This is a genomic window from Mesorhizobium sp. WSM4847, from assembly GCF_055811335.1.
In genome coordinates this window covers 164,957-180,531 of record NZ_JBVVPY010000009.1, presented here as the reverse complement: position 1 = coordinate 180,531, position 15,575 = coordinate 164,957, and the positions used below count along the sequence as shown (strand labels likewise).

Here is a 15,575-nt window from a genome sequence, read left to right as displayed (position 1 = left end):
GATCAGGCCTCCGGCCGGGCCACTGCCCGGTAGGCGTGCCATGTCGCGTGTCCGAGCAGCGGGAAGATGACGATCATGCCGATAAGGCCAGTGGCGACGCAGATGCCGAAAAGCACGAGCACCATGGCACCCCAGGCGATCATCGGCGGCAGGTTGTTCCACACCATTTTCATGCTCGTGGCCATCGCGGTCAGAGCATCGACGCGCCGGTCAAGCAGCATAGGAACGGCAAACACGCTGATCGAAAACGCGAAGGATGCGAACAGACCGCCGATCGCCGTTCCTATGATCAACATCGCCCATCCCGACGGCGTGCCAATCAGTATCCCGATCACATTGTCGAGGCCCGGAAACGCCGTCACGCCAAAAAACAGCGCCCACAGGAGAACCGCCGCCCGCATCCAGAGCAGCATCAGGAGACAGAGAAGCAGGCCCGTGAAGAAGATCTGCGCGCCCGCTCTCGGTCGCACATGAAGCATCGAAGCAAGCCCGATTTCGCGGCCTTCGCTGATCGCGCGGCTCTTCTCGTAAAGCCCGATCGCCAGGAACGGTGCGACGATCAGGAAGCCGGCAAGCGATGGGAACAGGATATAGTCGCGACCGAACTCGACGAGGGTCCACACGAACGCCACCGAAAGCACGAAAACGCCGACACCGTAAGCGAGGCTGGAGGCGGGGCGGGTCCAGAAATCGCGCCAGCCCTCAGCGAGCCAACGCAATCCTTCCAGGACCGGAAGGTGGCGTTGAAGCTTGGGATCCCGGGTTTCCCCGATGCCGGATGTCTCGCTCAGCAGCCAGTAGGATTCGTCGGCCTCGCCCATGTCTTTCTCCTTCAGCAGGCTGACTTGGCGGCGCGATAGCTGCCGCCGTCGCTGGTATCCTTCACGTGCGCCACGCAGCCCGGCTGCGATTGGAACGCCACGTAGACAAGATGCGCGTTGGCGCCGGCGAAGAGCAGCAGCCCCGCCGGGACGAGCAACCAGAGAATCCATCCGCCGGGAAGGCGAGTGCTTCTGCGGGGGGTCATGGCTGGCGCGTCCCCAGGTCATGGACAAAAAGCGCAAGTGTCCGAATTTCCGCGGTGGTCAGCCGCTCGTCCCAGGTCGGCATGTGGCCTTGCCGGCCTCCGTGGACGGAAGCGATGATGGTGTCCATGCTTCCGCCGTAGATCCAGTACGCGTCGGTCAGGTTCGGCGCTCCGACCTCGCGATTGCCTTGCGCGTTCTCGCCATGACAGGCCGCGCATGTCGTCACGAAGACTTCCTTGCCGGCGTTGATGCGGCCGAGGTTCTGCGGTGTCGAGGTGTCGGGATTTGTCAGCGAGTAGACATAGGCGGCAACGTCGTGCACCTGGTTCCGGTCGAGCATGTCGTCGCGGCCGAAAGCAGGCATCTGCCCGATACGGCTTTCGGGATGGGCGGTGTTGATGCCGACGCGCATCGTCTGCTCGATCAGCTGGGGACCGCCGCCCCACAGCCAGTCGTCGTCCGTGAGATCGGGATAGTTCGCGCCGCCCTTGCCGTCGCGTCCGTGGCAGGCGGCGCAGTTGTCGCCGAACAGCTGCTGCCCGGTGTGACGGACGGTCTGCATCAGAGCTTCGTCCGCCATGATGGCGTCGTAAGGTTCGGATTCGAGCCGGGCCGTCCAGGCGGCGCGCTCGCGCTGGCCTTCAATCACCCGTGCTTCAACCGTCGTCTGCTGATCAACGCCGAGAAGCCCTTTGGTGTATGTCGTTCCCAACGGCCATGCCGGCACAAGGAACCACCATGCGAGCGCCCAGATATGCGTGACGATCAGGAACATCAGGACCCCGCGCGGGACCGGCGTGTCCAATTCCTTGATGCCGTTCCACTCGTGGCCAGTCGTTTCGCGGCCGGTAGCGGGATCGCGTTCGCTTACTTCCATGGCTTGTCGTCCCGATCGAGGATGCTGGTCTTGGCCCTGTCGAAACGTTTTCGGTTGGACGGCCAGAAGGCGTAGACAACGACACAGAGGAAGAAGCCCATCAGGTAGAAAAGGCCCCAGCTCTTGGACAGGGCAACGAGCGTGTCGTGGTCGAAATCCATCATCGGTCCTCCCGTCAGCTTTCCGGGTCCGGCTTCTTTTCCGGCGCCGCCGTATCCTCGTACGCGGCTCCCGTCAGCCTGCCCAGCACCTGCAGGTAGGCCACCAGCGCGTCCATCTCGGTGACGTGTGTGGTGACGCCGTCGAATGCGCTCACCTGGGTTTTGTCACCATACCGCTCAGTCACCCCGCTTGAGAAATCAGTGTCGGGGGTCGCCTGCCCGTAGGCGTCGCGGGCAGCGTTTTCCACCATCGCCTCGGTATAGGGTACGCCGAGTGCCCGCTGGGCCGCCAGATGCTGCGGCAGGTCGTCCGTCTTCAGCGTCGTGCGGGCAAGCCAGGTATAGGCGGGCATGTTCGATTCCGGCACGACGTCGCGTGGATTCGTCAGATGTGCGACATGCCAGAAATCCGAATATTTTCCCCCAACACGCGCAAGGTCGGGTCCGGTCCGCTTCGACCCCCAGAGCATCGGCCGGTCGTATTGGGATTCCACGGCGAGCGAATACGGACCGTAGCGCTCGACCTCGTCGCGCAGGGTGCGGATCATCTGACTGTGACAGGCGTAACAGCCTTCACGGACATAGATGTTGCGGCCCGCGAGCTCCAGCGGGGTGTAAACCCGCATGTCGGGCGCCTGCTCGACGGTTTCGTCGATGGTGAACAGGGGAGCAATCTCGACGATGCCGCCAACGCTGGCCGCAGCTATTATTCCAAGTACGAAGAGGATCGCGGACCGCTCGATCTTGCGGTGGAAAAGTTCAGGCATCCGTCATTCTCCCGGTACTGCGGCGGGGATGACGGGTGCGTCTGTCTCACGGGCTGCCGCGAGCGGCACCATACGGACCGTCATCCAGATGTTGTAGCAGCCGACCAGTGCGCCCAGCAGGAACAGCAGTCCGCCGATGGCGCGGGCGATATAGTATGGATACATTGCCACCAGTGAATCGACGAACGAATAGGCGAGAGCGCCTTCCTCGGTATAGGTTCGCCACATCAGACCCTGGATGATGCCGGAATTCCACATCGCGAAGACGTAGATCAGCGTTCCGGCGATCGCGAGCCAGAAATGGACCTCGACGAGCGCGGCCGAATACATCCGCTCGCGCTTCCAGAGCGCCGGGACGAGCGTGTAGACGGAGCCGAAGGTGATGAGCGCGACCCATCCCAACGCTCCGGCATGGACGTGGCCGACTGTCCAATCAGTGTAGTGCGAGAGAGAGTTCACCGGTCTGATCGCCATGAACGAGCCCTCGAAGGTGGAGAGCCCATAGAAGACTGCCGCGGCCATCATGAATCGCAGGGTCGCATCGTCACGGACCCGGTGCCAGGCGCCGTTGAGGGTCAGCAGCGCGTTACCCGCGGATGCCCACGAAGGCACGAGAAGCATCACGGAAAAGGTCATGCCGAGCGTTTGCACCCAGTGGGGGAGCGCGGTGTAGTGCAGGTGGTGGGAACCCGCCCACATGTAGAAGAAGGTGATGCCCCAGAAGCTCAGGATCGAGAGACGGTAGGAGAAGATCGGTCGCTGCGCCCGGACCGGCAGGTAGTAGTAGAGCATGCCGAGAAAACCTGCGGTGAGGAAGAACGCAACCGCGTTGTGGCCGTACCACCACTGGACCATCGCATCCTGGACGCCCGGCCAGATCGTGTAGCTCTTGGCGTGCCCCCAGGACACCGGCAGCGCGAGGTTGTTGACGATGTGCAGGATGGCCACGACCAGGATAAAGGCCATGAAGTACCAGTTGGCGACGTAGATGTGCGGCTCTTTCCGACGCGCGATCGTGGCGATGTAAAGAATGAAGTAGGTCACCCAGACGATCACCAGCCACAAGTCGGCGTACCACTCGGCTTCCGCGTACTCCTTCGACTGGGTGGTACCGAGCAGATATCCGGAAATGGCCAGAACACAGAACAGGTTGAAGCCGAGAAGCACGAACCAAGGGCTTATCTGGCCGGCTAGCCGCGCGCGAGACGTGCGTTGCACGACGTGGAAGGATGTGGCAATGAGTGCGTTTCCGCCGAACCCGAAGATGACGCCGGACGTATGCGTTGGCCGCAGCCGCCCGAAGCTGGACCAGGCCGCATCGAAGGCGAGGTCTGGCCAGGCGAGCTGCGCGGCCACCCACACGCCCATGAACATGCCGAAGACAGCCCAGGCCATCGAGAGCACGATCCCGACCTTGATGGGATCGTCGTAATAGGAGACTGCTCGGTCTTCGGTCGGTTCGGCGCCGTAGAACGACGACATGAGGAGGTAGATTACGACGCCCGCAAAAAGCATGACGATAACGCCGTGCACCCCGAGAGTGTCCGAGCGTCCGAGGGCGGCCATGGCGAGTCCCGCGAGCGCTACTGCCACCGCGATGAGCAAGGCGTACTGCCGTTCAGAGGATTTGAGGTTCGATATCATGCATTCCCTCCAGGTACGGCATTCGCTCAGGCAACTTCCCCAGAAACTCTGTGCATTTCAAACAACTCCACCAGTTCGGATCTGTTTGCGGCTATGTCAGCCAGAGTATAGCCATCGAAGACAGCGAGAAACGCCTGCAGCGCCTTGACGACGACGCCCTCGAGCCGGCAGGCAGGGGATATGACGCACAAGCCGCCATCCCTGCGCATACACTCCGTCAGAGCGAAGTCGTCTTCCATGTGCCGCACGACCTCACCCAAGTTGATGTCCTCCGGCCGCCGGGCGAGCGCTATGCCGCCGGTGCGCCCCCGAGCCGTGGTGAGGTAACCCAGTCGCCCGAGCCTGAAAGCCACTTTCAGGAGGTGATTGCGTGATATCCCGTATGCCGCGGCCACGTCGGTTACTCGGCACGGTCTTTCCCGGTGGACCGCCAGGTAGATCAGCATCCTGAGCGCATAGTCCGTCTGAAAGGTGAGACGCATCCCGCGGATTCCTGGTTCTCATCGCAGAAAGAACCCACCCTAGCAGGCTGTCAGCTAAACGAAAATGCGACGTCAGCGCGAGCATGCCCGCCCACGCTACGAAAGCCGTCGTCTCGGCGGGAAAAGCCTGCCCTTCCGCGTTTATCATCCCGCCGCCCCCGCGGTCGGGCGATCAAGCCGGAAAAACATGGCGACCTTCAGGCTCCGCGCGATCCTTTCGGCGCGGTCGACGAACACTTCGGCTACCTCAGGCGGGCATCGCTCTTCGACGGTTTTGCGGAAATGACCGAGCCATATGTCGAAATCCTCCTCGCGCACCTGCTTCAGCTTAAGGTGCGCAGGCACGGGGCGGCCGCTGTACGCGCCATTCTTCAGAATGACCGAACACCAGAAGTCGGTCATCTTCTCCAGATGCGGTTCCCAGTCGCCGTGGATTTCCGCAGCGAAGATGGGTCCGAGGCGAGTATCCGACCTGACGCGGACGTAGAAATCGCGGACAAGCGCGGCAATGAACCCGCGGTCGACCAACGGGTGGGACAGCGGCATTTCCGCCTGCGGGCGGGCGCGATCGTAAACAGCAGAATTCATCGCAGCACACAAAGTGGTATCGTGTCTGCTACTTTTAGGTGCCTGACTTCCGCACGGCAAGCGCGCAATTCGTCCCAGCCCGCTCGTTCCGCCATTTGTTTGCGCCTGCGCAAAGTTCCGGGCGAGGCGGACGGTTTAGATGGCCTTCTTTGGAGACGACTATCGTGAACCAACCTGAAACCATCGATCCCGATATGACGGTCGACGAGATCATGCGGCGATGGCCGGCAACCATAAGGGTGATGATCCGCAACAGAATGCTCTGCATCGGCTGTCCGATCGGAATCTTCCATACGGTCGCCGACGCATGCCACGCCCATCGAGTCGACCTGGAATCCTTCTCCCAGGAACTTCTCGAGGCGATAAGCAGCGATCCGCTTGCGAACGCGCCGTCGGCCTTCCTCGGTGATGGCGTCGCGGCGCTCTGAACCGCATGCGCCGCATGCGGCACGCTCCACCCGGAGAGGCAGTTGGCAAAATAGCGGATCCGTCACCGAGATCATTGGAATTCCAAACGTTTGGCTGATGTCGATTACCGCTCGCGGCTGAATGCGACTTGATCCACATCAAATTTTGCGCGACGCGACCCGGAATTGGCCAACATTCACCTCGCCTTTTTCGAAGAAGTCGGCTTCCGACGAGAATCGACGGTAGGAACTTATCGGAACCGCCGATTGCTCCCCATTCTACAAAGCTCGTATTGAACGCGCCCGTTTATGCCAGCGACGTGACGGCGGCGCTATGCAGCCGGCCCCTTGCGCCTGTTCTCAGACACCAGCATGAGCGCATGCGGGTCAGTCACGGTGACCTTCTGGCGCCCGCTCCTTACAATACCCTGGTCTTCCCAGGCGCTGAGCAGCCTGCTGACCGTATGCAGCGTCGTTCCGGTCATCTCCGCGATGTCCTGACGCGTGATTGGAAAGTCGATCTCGATCCCTTCTGGCGTCTTTCGTCCGGACTGGCTGACGATACGCAGCAACGCGTGGGCGATGCGCTGCTCGACCTGCTGGGTCGACATCTCCATGACCTGCGCCTGGGTTTCCTGGAGGCGGGAACCGATCGTGCGGTAGGCACTGGCCCCGAACGTCGGGAAACGCGATTGCAGTTCTGCCCACGCGGAATTGGGCCAGGCGAGGACGACGCAATCAACCGCCGCGACCGCGGACGCCGGATAGGTCGTCCTGCCCATGGCGATGGCGATGCCGAAGAGTTCACCCTCGGTGATGTATCGAGCGATCACTTGATGCCCTTCGGGCGAGGTGCGGACGACGCGGATATGACCCGACAGGAGCAGGAAGAAGGACGTGGCCTCCTCCTCTTGTCCGAAAACCTCCGAATCCTTGGGAAAGCGGGAGGACCGCGCCCGCGAGAGAATAGCATCGAGGTCTTTGCCGTCGAGGCCGGCAAACGCGGGCAATCCCGAAATCAGGGACCTGTCGAGAGGCATTGTCTTCGCTTCCAGTCTGGGGCGCTGTTCCTGTGGGGCGCTGCTCCTGTGGGGCGCCGCTCCTGTTCGATTTCTAGCGGCTATTTGCGCCAGCGCAAACTGCCTGTTGGCGACACGCACTATAAAGCCTTCAACGGCATTGGAGCCGCATACCAGGAAAGGACCAGGAAAATGAAGAAGCTCATCGCAGCGCTGGCGCTAGGCGCGGCCGTCGCGACCGCAGGCGCGGCTGGCGCGGCCGAAATCGAGGTCACGATGCTGAACAAGGGCGAGAAGGGTGCGATGGTGTTCCAACCCGACTTCGTCAGCGCCGCCCCCGGCGATACCATTCGCTTCGTGCCGACCGACAAGGGCCACAACGTGGAAACGATCAAAGGCATGCTCCCGGAAGGCGCCGAGGCCTTCAAGAGCAAGTTCAACGAGGTCTTCACGGTAACGCTCGATAAGGAAGGCGTCTACGGCGTCAAGTGTGCGCCGCACTACGGAATGGGCATGGTCGCCCTGATCGAGGTGGGCCAGCCGGTCAACCTCGACGCAGCGAAGGCCGTCAAGCAGACCGGCAAGGCCAAAGCCGTGTTCGCCGAACTCTTCGGCCAGGCCGTGGCGGCCAGGTAGCGCGGGCCAACAGACGCGAAATGGCGCGGACGGCGGGGGCCGCGTCAAGGAGGCGGAAGTGATGGACCGAGCGGACAGGCAGGCTTGGCGCCAAGGCGCGCCGAACCACGATCCCGTGATCAGGAAGGAAACGTCGCGGCGATATGGCCGCTGCCACCCGGGCCACAGCTTTGCCGACCTCGTCCGCCGGTCTTCCTTTTCCAAGGAGGACCGGCGGCTCTTGGAAAACTGACTGGGAGCCGGAGGCCGCGCCAAGCCTCGTTGCTGATCCCTTGCGAAGGTGACCATCCGCGAAGCTTCACATCCAGGACGTTGGGCCACCTTCCCAGCGCAGGTTACAAGCGCCACCACCGCCGCACGTGATCCAGAGAGAACCGTTCACGCGGGGCCCGTGACGGACTGCTATTGAGTTGAACGCTTCCCGTTTTGGTTTCGTGGCAGCTGCCGCGCCGGATGACGCTGCCGGATGACGCTGCTTGTCTTGATCTGACAGTGCGTCTGGCGCCAAATGCACTGAGCGGCCGTCAGGAAAGCGTTCGCCCTGCTGGTCGAGTAGCTGCTTGGACGCTCGACGTCGACGCGCATCCGCCGCTCTGCCTCATTTCTCATGGGCCTCCCGCCCGGACATCCGCTCGACATGGATTCGAAAGAAGACGTGCGAAGCATGGTCGACGAGCGGTGCAACGACGGGCTTCAGCGCGCCGGGTTCCCACCAGTTGGCGTGCTGGCTAAGCAGAGACCAGGCCCGGTCGCGCTCTCGTTTGATGTCAATGCGGTCGGGCAACTCCTCTAAGCGGCCTTCGGCGACGACGCTCTTCCAAGAACGGGCCTCACCTTTTTCTTCGACCAGAAGCGCCACTTGAGGGTTGCCCCGCATGGTGTCCAGCTTTCGGCCCGGCATAGTGAAGGAATAGGTGCATCTATCGTCGTAGGCGTAGTAGATTGGCACAAGGTAGGGCTGGTTACCGGACGAGCAGGCGAGCCGCGCGAGCCGGTTCTCAGAAATCAGGGCGGTGCATTGGGCGAGGGATAGTTGTCGAATTATCATGGCGGAACTCCTCATCGAAGTCTCACAATGCGCGCGTCGCACACAATCGTCGTTGTCTCAGATCAATGTCCCTCGTTGACAACTCCCGACCAAACGTCGCTTCGAAGTGTCAATCAGCGTGGCTGCCCGGTAGTGTCTCAGATCGAATTTCTGTTATGGCTGGGAAGCAAATCGCCCGCGACGTCACCAACTGCCGAAAGTCTAAGGGGCGCAACGGGCTGATGGCCCTCTCGCCATCGGTCCTCTTGTCTTGAAGGAGGAGCGCCAGGATGAGCACCGACCGGGATACCGTGCGGGCCTATGATACGGTCGCGGCGGAGTACGCTGCCGAGGCCGCGGCGATGCCAGAATGGGTCGCGACAGAGATCGATGCGTTCGTGACCGAGCTGGGTGGCTCTGGCAGGGTGCTGGAGATCGGAATCGGTGGCGGGCGAGATGCACTTGAGCTTGAGAAGCGGGGGATCAGCGTCCGGCGCACCGACATTTCGAAGGGCTTCGTCGAACTGCTTCGCGAGAGTGGCTTCGAGGCCGACCTGTTGGACCCGCTGACCGAAGACCTGGCCGACCCGCAGCGTCCCCGCACGCCGTATGACGGGATCTGGGCCTGTGCCTGCCTGATTCACGTCGCTCGCGAGGATTTCGGCACGCTGCTTGCACGGCTTGCCGAGGCGACCCGGCCCGGTGGCCAACTGCACGCCTCGGTTAGAGAGGGCGATGGCGAGAATGTGTCCACACACGGCAGCGCTGCAGCGCCTCGGCGCTACGTCGAGACGTACTGGCGCGAGTCTGCCCTGCGGTCCGCACTCACAGACGCCGGCTGGATCGTCAGCGAGGTACGTCGGTGCATCGGAAAGCCCAATGATCGGTGGCTGAGCGTTCGGGCGAGGCGCGCGTGACACCCACAGAGTTCTAGCCCCGGATGGAGCGGTGTACCGCCACCCGATCATCTGGAAGGCGCGCCGTCGTCCAAGCTCCACATCATTCCGTGCGGGGACCGCGCAGTCCTTTCCAGGCGATCGAATACAGAAGCCGCCGGCAGTTCCTCTCCCTCAAATTCGGGGGGAACTTTCCAGCCGGGATCGACGCCTTCCATGTTCGGCAGCTCGTGGGCTATGCCTTTGTGGCAGTCGATGCAGGTAGCCTCGCCAGACAGGAGGTAGCGTGTGTGGATCGTTGCCGCGCGTTCGGTTTGCTTGGACAAGTCCATCGCCACCGAGGAATGACAGTTGCGGCATTCGAGACTGTCGTTCGCTTTCAGTCGGGCCCATTCGTGCTCAGCCAGTTCACGCCTGTATTCGAGGAACTTCCTGCGGGTGTTGATGGTGCCGAAGATCTTGCCCCAGACCTCTTTGGAAGCCTGCATTTTCCTGGCGATCTTGTCGGTCCATTCGTGCGGGACGTGACAGTCCGGGCACGAGGCCCTCACTCCTGAACGGTTCGAGAAGTGGACGGTGCGCGTGAGCTCCTCGTAAACGTTCGTCTCCATCTCATGGCAGGAGATGCAAAACTGCTCGGTGTTGGTCAGTTCCAGGGCGGTGTTGAACGCACCCCAGAACATCACACCGCCGACAAAGCCGCCGAGCGTCAGGAAGCCCAGGCTGAGCGTCGCGGCGGGCGTCGCCAATATGCGCCAGGCCCACAAGGCGGCGGCCTTGAGCCGTGACCACATGCTACTCATCTCCCGCGTGGCCGACGCCCAGCTTGCTCATGTCGGTGAACGTGTTGCCGACGAGCGGCGCGGTGTCGGCCTGCGGCACATGACAGGCGGTGCAGAAATAGCGTCGGGGTGAGACGTCGGCCAACATCTGGCCCTCGCGGGTGATGTAATGCGTGACGCTGATCATCGGTGCGCCCGACCCTTGCGTGAACTCGCGCTTGTGGCACGACAGGCAGCGGTTCGTGTTGACCGAAAGCTGGTAGCCCTCGATCGAGTGCGGGATGACGGGCGGTTGGTCGGGATAGGCGCGCATCTTTCTGATATCGTCGACTGTCCACTTGGGCGTCGGATCAGCCGGAAGTTCGTCCATCGGCTGCGCTGCCCCGGTAAGCGGCGGGACGATCTCGGCCGACATTTGCGCCAACGCCGCAGTGCCGACGGCGAACAGGCCTGCGGCGACAAGTGCGACGCGCGCGCGGCGCGTCAGACGGGCATGACCTTGACCGCGCATTTCTTGAAATCCGTCTGTTTGGAGATGGGATCAGTGGCGTCGAGCGTCACCTTGTTGATGAGCTTGCTGGCGTCGAACCAGGGCACGAACACCACGCCGCGCGGCATGCGGTTACGCCCCCGGGTTTCGACCCTGAGCCTGATCTCGCCACGCCGTGAAACGACCCGGACCTCGGCTCCCTGGTTGATGCCGCGCCGTCGCGCGTCGTCGGCGTTCATGAAGCAGACCGCGCCGGGGAACGCCCTGTAGAGCTCCGGCACCCGCATCGTCATCGATCCCGAATGCCAATGCTCGAGGACGCGTCCAGTTACCAGCCAGACGTCGTATTCCTCGTCAGGGGATTCCGCCGGAGGCTCGTAAGGCACGGCGAGGATCACTGCCTTGCCGTCTGGCCTGCCATAGAATTTTACGCCTTCGCCCGGCTTCACATAGGGGTCGAGGCCTTCGCGATAGCGCCACTTCGTCTCCTTGCCGTCGACGACGGGCCAGCGCAGGCCACGCACCTCGTGATAGACGTCGTAAGGCGCGAGATCGTGGCCATGACCGCGGCCGAATTCGGCATACTCCTCGAACAAGCCCTTCTGCAGGTAGAAGCCGAATTCGCGCGATTCCCTGTTTTCATACTCGGCGTCGAGTTCTCCTAATGGGAAGCGGTCGACCATGCCGTTCCTGAACAGCACGTCGAACAGCGTCTTGCCTTTGTAGTCAGGATTGGCATTCAGGAGGTCGGCCGGCCAGACGTCTTCGGTGGTAAAACGTTTCGAGAATTCGACCAACTGCCAAAGATCGGAGCGCGCCTCGCCGGGCGCATCCACGAGTTGGTGCCAGACATGAGTGCGGCGCTCGGCATTGCCGTATGCTCCTTCCTTTTCCACCCACATCGCCGCCGGCAGGATCACGTCCGCCGAGAGCGCGGTAACGGTCGGATAGGCATCGGACACGACAATGAAGTTGTCAGGGTTGCGGTAGCCCGGATAGGTCTCGTTCGAATTGTTCGGTGCGGCCTGAACGTTGTTGTTGACCTGGACCCAGTAGAAGTTGAGCTTGCCGTCCTTCAGCATGCGGTCTTGCTGGACGGCATGGAAGCCGGGCTTCTCCGGCAGGAGGCCGTGCGGCAGACGCCATATCTCCTCGGCGTGCTTTCGGTGCTCGGGGTTGGTCACAACCATGTCGGCGGGGAGGCGGTGGGCGAAGGTGCCGACCTCGCGCGCGGTGCCGCAGGCCGACGGTTGGCCGGTGAGCGAAAACGGGCTGTTGCCAGGCTCCGAGATTTTGCCAGTCAACAGGTGGATATTGTAGACCATCTGGTTGGCCCACACGCCGCGGACGTGCTGGTTGAAGCCCATGGTCCACAGCGACATCACCTTCACGTCGGGGTTGGCATAGAGCTCCGCCAGTTCCTCGAGGAACTCGGGCTCGACGCCAGACAGTTCCGAGACCATCTCGAGCGTGTAGTCCGAGATCATCGTCTTGAACGCGTCGAAGTCGATTGGCTCCGTTTTTCCGGGATCCGCCGCACCCTTGGCAGCCATCTCTACGGGATTGTCCGGCCGCAGCCCGTAGCCGATGTCGGTGGCCCCGCTCATGAACACGGTGTGGTCGCGCACGAACGTTTCGTTGACCCGCCCGGATAGGATGATGTGGTTGGCGATGTAATTCAGGATCGCCAGATCCGTGCCCGGCTTGAACACAATCGGGATGTCAGCAAGGTCCATCGACCGGTGCGTGAAGGTCGACAAAACCGCGCAGCGCACATGGGGATGGCCGAGCCGGCGGTCCGCCACCCGTGTCCACAGGATTGGGTGCATCTCGGCCATGTTCGAGCCCCACAGCACGAAGGCGTCGGCGTGCTCGAAATCGTCGTAGCAGCCCATCGGCTCGTCCATGCCGAATGTGCGCATGAAGGCGACGGCGGCCGAGGCCATGCAATGTCGGGCGTTGGGATCGAGATTGTTCGAACGGAAGCCGGCGCGCATCAGCTTGGTTGCGGCGTAACCCTCGAAGACGGTCCATTGGCCGGAGCCGAACATGCCGACCGCTTCGGGACCTTTCTCCCGGAGCACGGCCTTGCACTTCTGCGCCATCAGGTCGAGGGCCTCGTCCCAGGAGACGGGCTCGAACTCGCCGTCCTTGTCGTAGGCGCCGCCGCGCCTGCGCATCAACGGCCTTGTCAGGCGATCCTCGCCATACATGATCTTGGAGAGAAAATAGCCCTTGACGCAGTTCAGGCCGCGGTTGACCTCGGCCTGCATGTCACCGTGTGTCGCGACAACACGTCCGTCTTTCACGCCGACCATCACGCCGCAACCGGGTGCCGCAGAAGCGGCAGGGAGCCTTGGACCACTTGATCTCCAGTGCTTCGACGCCACCGGGAACGGGCTGCGCCGCGGCCGGGAGAACGATCCCGGCCGACGCTGCCGCGAGCGACGCCGCGTGCGCCTTCAGCAGATCACGACGGTTGATGGATGACGTCATTTGCTTTCGTCCTCCCGTCCCTCGATATGCTCGAAGACCATGTTGGCGGCGATCACGCCGTCCATCATCGAGATAGTGGTCAGGGTCTCGCCGAGCATGCCGCTGCCTGGACCCTCGATCGTGACGACGATCCGGCTGCCTTCGCCGGCGTGAATCTCCACGCCAGGCATTTCCGCCAGTCGCCTGCTCAATTCTTCCCTTCGCGCCGGCAGCACGACGACGACGGCGCTCGAAATATGATGCCGAGCCTGAAATCCACCCTTGAGAAGGGATCTGCGGGTGATAGCAGGATTTTCGCGCATTGCTTCACCCTCCCGGAGGGCCGGGCGGCCCGAACACGATCTGATACATCCAGACCAGGAAGCCGTAGCCACCGACGACGCCGACAGCGACGATGGGCCAGATGCCGAAAGCGAGTGCGAGAAAGGCCAGCAACTCTCGTCGCCTCGTCTTCGAACGCGAAGGTCCGGGGTCGGAAAGGGCCTGGGGGCTGTCCTGGGTCATGACCACTCCATGTGCCTTGGACTTGGCCAGATACTGTGAAGCGTCAGACCGCTGAACAGGCTATCGTCTTAAGTGGCTTTTTCAATACCTTTTTTCTGAGGCTCCAACGTCTCGAACTATGCCGGCCGAAGGCTCGGAGTATCCGCCCATCTCAAGCGCTGGCCCTGCGCCCCCACAGGACAGGCGTATAGCGAATGGTGAACAGCAGGAAGGCGGCACTCCACAGCGCACCGCCGCAGATCAGTAAGTGCGCGTGCCAGTCTCCTGCCAACGGCGCCGCGACCCGCAGGACAGCTCCCAATGTAACCGCTATGTAGGCTGCGAGAACGGTCCGGTCCGCGACGATCTCCCGTCCAGTGTGGCCGAGGCTGGCGCGGGTCATGACGGCGAGCGTCATCGTGCCGATCGCGCCGGCTGTCAGCGCGTGCAGAGCGGCGCTTTCCGGTAGCCCTGAAAACAGCACGGAGCCACCGAGCAGCAATAGTGCGAAGCCGAGCCAGGCGTAGCCGATATGGAGGATCAGCACGATTGGCTCGCGCGTGGTGTGCTGGCCTTGCCAACGCGCCAGACGCGCGGCCAGAAGCACACCTGAGAGACCGAGCATGCCTCCTGCGGCAGTTGAATCCGGAACGGCCACCCAGGCGGCCGCGCCAGCGGCGGTCGTCGCCAGCGCCGCCTTGTCCAAGGCGCCGAAGCTTGCCGGAAGGCGCGTCCCGCCATTCTTGACAAGCCAGTTCCGGGTGAAACTTGGAACGATGCGGCCACCGACAAGGGCAAGCAGCATGGCGATCGCGCCCAGTGCCAGCCGCACGCCCAAGCCATGCGGAACGAACCCGAGATTGGCTGCGTGGTCCAGCGCGTTGGCCAGCCCGAACAGCGTGATCATGACAGCCACGGGCGCGTTCTTCCAGTTGCGCCCTGCCACCACCTCGCGCCAGGCCGCAAAGCCAAGCATGGCCGGGAACGAAATATCAACGACGACGGCAGCGACCGGGCCGGGGGCGGCGGCACAAGCTATGCGCCCGGCCAGCCACAGTGTCACCAGGCCCGCGAGGGGCCAGCCGCTCAGCGGCAACCGGCCCGTCCAGTTCGGGATTGCGGTGAGCACGAAGCCGGCCAGGACGGCCTGCAGATAGCCGAACAGCATTTCGTGGGCGTGCCAGTGCAGGCCGGGGAAGGGGCCGGGCAAAGCATGGCCGGAAAAATAGATCCAAAGCCAGGCCGGGATCGCCGCGCCGGCGTGGAGCGCGGCGAGGAAGAAGAACGGCCTGAATCCATACTGGAGGATCGGCGGCATGGAGGATACCCGCCCCCGGCCGTCACGGGAAACGTCGCCGGACTTGCGCAGCGAGCGCAGCACGGACCTGTCGGTTAGCGTGATAGCGGCGGACATCAGCTGTTTCCTCCGCCTGCCGCCTGTCTTGCGGCCTTCACCCCGAACGCCGCGAATTCAGAGACGTCTTGAAACAGATCCGCAATCTCGTGGAACGCGGAGCGATCGGGCTCGTCGGGCATGAGTTCGTCCAGTTCCCCGAGAAGCGCGAGGACGAGCACGATGGCGTCTCGCATCCTTCTGGCGTCCGCGAGCCCGCCAGCGCGCTGGACCAGATCGCCTTCCAAGCCGACATAATCTGGCATGCCGTTCGCGGCCTTGGCGCATTGACGTTCGAGCGCTGCGCCGGCTACTCCCTGACGAATGCGTTCGACCAGCGACGGCCGCGTCAGGCATTCGATCGGGAGCGTCGGTCGTCGCGCAGTATCGGTATCCATT

The 15,575-nt window shown here is 62.7% G+C and carries 19 protein-coding genes and 1 pseudogene; 3 read left to right on the top strand and 17 right to left on the bottom strand.

Annotated features, from left to right (window positions below; all coding sequences use genetic code 11):
* Window positions 1-2: 2 nt before the first annotated feature.
* The 8 genes from AC0L28_RS15615 to AC0L28_RS15580 form a co-directional block, all read right to left on the bottom strand.
* Entirely contained in the window at window positions 3-821 is an 819-nt protein-coding gene (locus tag AC0L28_RS15615; protein ID WP_473478501.1) for a DUF2189 domain-containing protein, read from the bottom strand.
* An 11-nt stretch (window positions 822-832) separates the two neighbouring features.
* The gene (locus tag AC0L28_RS15610; RefSeq protein WP_473478499.1) at window positions 833-979 is read right to left on the bottom strand and encodes a hypothetical protein; all 147 of its coding nucleotides are present in this window, start codon (window positions 977-979) and stop codon (window positions 833-835) included.
* Window positions 980-1,023: 44 nt separating this feature from the next.
* Window positions 1,024-1,905 (bottom strand): cytochrome-c oxidase, cbb3-type subunit III, encoded by an 882-nt coding sequence (gene ccoP, locus AC0L28_RS15605; protein ID WP_473478497.1) that lies wholly within the window; start codon window positions 1,903-1,905, stop codon window positions 1,024-1,026.
* A complete protein-coding gene (locus AC0L28_RS15600) occupies window positions 1,896-2,066 on the bottom strand; it encodes a CcoQ/FixQ family Cbb3-type cytochrome c oxidase assembly chaperone (RefSeq protein WP_023798493.1) in 171 nt (56 codons plus the stop codon). Before AC0L28_RS15600 ends, ccoP begins: the two co-directional genes overlap by 10 nt.
* Window positions 2,067-2,080: 14 nt before the next feature.
* Entirely contained in the window at window positions 2,081-2,833 is a 753-nt protein-coding gene (gene ccoO, locus AC0L28_RS15595) for a cytochrome-c oxidase, cbb3-type subunit II (protein ID WP_023798492.1), read from the bottom strand.
* A gap of 3 nt (window positions 2,834-2,836) precedes the next feature.
* Complete coding sequence (gene ccoN, locus AC0L28_RS15590) at window positions 2,837-4,477, bottom strand: cytochrome-c oxidase, cbb3-type subunit I (protein WP_023798491.1); 1,641 nt, start codon at window positions 4,475-4,477, stop codon at window positions 2,837-2,839.
* 26 nt (window positions 4,478-4,503) lie between these two features.
* Window positions 4,504-4,959, bottom strand: a complete 456-nt coding sequence (locus AC0L28_RS15585) for an Rrf2 family transcriptional regulator (protein ID WP_023798490.1) — start codon at window positions 4,957-4,959, stop codon at window positions 4,504-4,506.
* A gap of 144 nt (window positions 4,960-5,103) precedes the next feature.
* Window positions 5,104-5,547, bottom strand: coding sequence for a group III truncated hemoglobin (locus AC0L28_RS15580; RefSeq protein ID WP_128168227.1), 444 nt, complete (start codon window positions 5,545-5,547; stop codon window positions 5,104-5,106).
* A 164-nt stretch (window positions 5,548-5,711) separates the two neighbouring features.
* On the opposite strand from AC0L28_RS15580, the gene AC0L28_RS15575 reads away from it, so the two are divergent.
* Entirely contained in the window at window positions 5,712-5,975 is a 264-nt protein-coding gene (locus AC0L28_RS15575; RefSeq protein WP_023798488.1) for a DUF1858 domain-containing protein, read from the top strand.
* A gap of 311 nt (window positions 5,976-6,286) precedes the next feature.
* Here the strand turns inward: AC0L28_RS15575 and AC0L28_RS15570 are convergent, their stop codons facing one another.
* Entirely contained in the window at window positions 6,287-6,994 is a 708-nt protein-coding gene (locus tag AC0L28_RS15570; protein ID WP_128244974.1) for a Crp/Fnr family transcriptional regulator, read from the bottom strand.
* Window positions 6,995-7,165: 171 nt separating this feature from the next.
* On the opposite strand from AC0L28_RS15570, the gene AC0L28_RS15565 reads away from it, so the two are divergent.
* The gene (locus AC0L28_RS15565; protein ID WP_473478492.1) at window positions 7,166-7,609 is read left to right on the top strand and encodes a pseudoazurin; all 444 of its coding nucleotides are present in this window, start codon (window positions 7,166-7,168) and stop codon (window positions 7,607-7,609) included.
* A gap of 598 nt (window positions 7,610-8,207) precedes the next feature.
* Here AC0L28_RS15565 and AC0L28_RS15560 read toward each other — a convergent pair.
* Window positions 8,208-8,657, bottom strand: a complete 450-nt coding sequence (locus AC0L28_RS15560; RefSeq protein ID WP_473478490.1) for a pyridoxamine 5'-phosphate oxidase family protein — start codon at window positions 8,655-8,657, stop codon at window positions 8,208-8,210.
* 269 nt (window positions 8,658-8,926) lie between these two features.
* Here AC0L28_RS15560 and AC0L28_RS15555 point away from each other — a divergent pair, with 269 nt between their 5' ends.
* The gene (locus AC0L28_RS15555; RefSeq protein WP_473478487.1) at window positions 8,927-9,553 is read left to right on the top strand and encodes a class I SAM-dependent methyltransferase; all 627 of its coding nucleotides are present in this window, start codon (window positions 8,927-8,929) and stop codon (window positions 9,551-9,553) included.
* Between the two features lie 47 nt (window positions 9,554-9,600).
* Here the strand turns inward: AC0L28_RS15555 and AC0L28_RS15550 are convergent, their stop codons facing one another.
* The 7 genes and pseudogenes from AC0L28_RS15550 to AC0L28_RS15520 all read right to left on the bottom strand — a co-directional run bounded on the left by AC0L28_RS15550 (window position 9,601) and on the right by AC0L28_RS15520 (window position 15,574).
* Complete coding sequence (locus AC0L28_RS15550) at window positions 9,601-10,326, bottom strand: NapC/NirT family cytochrome c (RefSeq protein ID WP_023798483.1); 726 nt, start codon at window positions 10,324-10,326, stop codon at window positions 9,601-9,603.
* Between the two features lies 1 nt (window position 10,327).
* On the bottom strand, window positions 10,328-10,825 hold the full coding sequence (locus AC0L28_RS15545; protein WP_473478485.1) for a nitrate reductase cytochrome c-type subunit: 498 nt from the start codon (window positions 10,823-10,825) through the stop codon (window positions 10,328-10,330).
* A pseudogene (gene napA / locus AC0L28_RS15540) lies at window positions 10,798-13,300 on the bottom strand (periplasmic nitrate reductase subunit alpha). Before napA ends, AC0L28_RS15545 begins: the two are co-directional and overlap by 28 nt.
* A complete protein-coding gene (locus AC0L28_RS15535) occupies window positions 13,297-13,602 on the bottom strand; it encodes a chaperone NapD (protein WP_287239542.1) in 306 nt (101 codons plus the stop codon). Before AC0L28_RS15535 ends, napA begins: the two are co-directional and overlap by 4 nt.
* Window positions 13,603-13,606: 4 nt before the next feature.
* Window positions 13,607-13,804 (bottom strand): periplasmic nitrate reductase, NapE protein, encoded by a 198-nt coding sequence (gene napE / locus AC0L28_RS15530; RefSeq protein WP_023798480.1) that lies wholly within the window; start codon window positions 13,802-13,804, stop codon window positions 13,607-13,609.
* Window positions 13,805-13,955: 151 nt separating this feature from the next.
* Window positions 13,956-15,197, bottom strand: coding sequence for an NnrS family protein (locus AC0L28_RS15525; RefSeq protein WP_473478482.1), 1,242 nt, complete (start codon window positions 15,195-15,197; stop codon window positions 13,956-13,958).
* Window positions 15,197-15,574, bottom strand: coding sequence for a hypothetical protein (locus tag AC0L28_RS15520; RefSeq protein ID WP_473478479.1), 378 nt, complete (start codon window positions 15,572-15,574; stop codon window positions 15,197-15,199). The genes AC0L28_RS15525 and AC0L28_RS15520 overlap by 1 nt, the downstream gene beginning before the upstream one ends.
* Between the last annotated feature and the right edge of the window lies 1 nt (window position 15,575).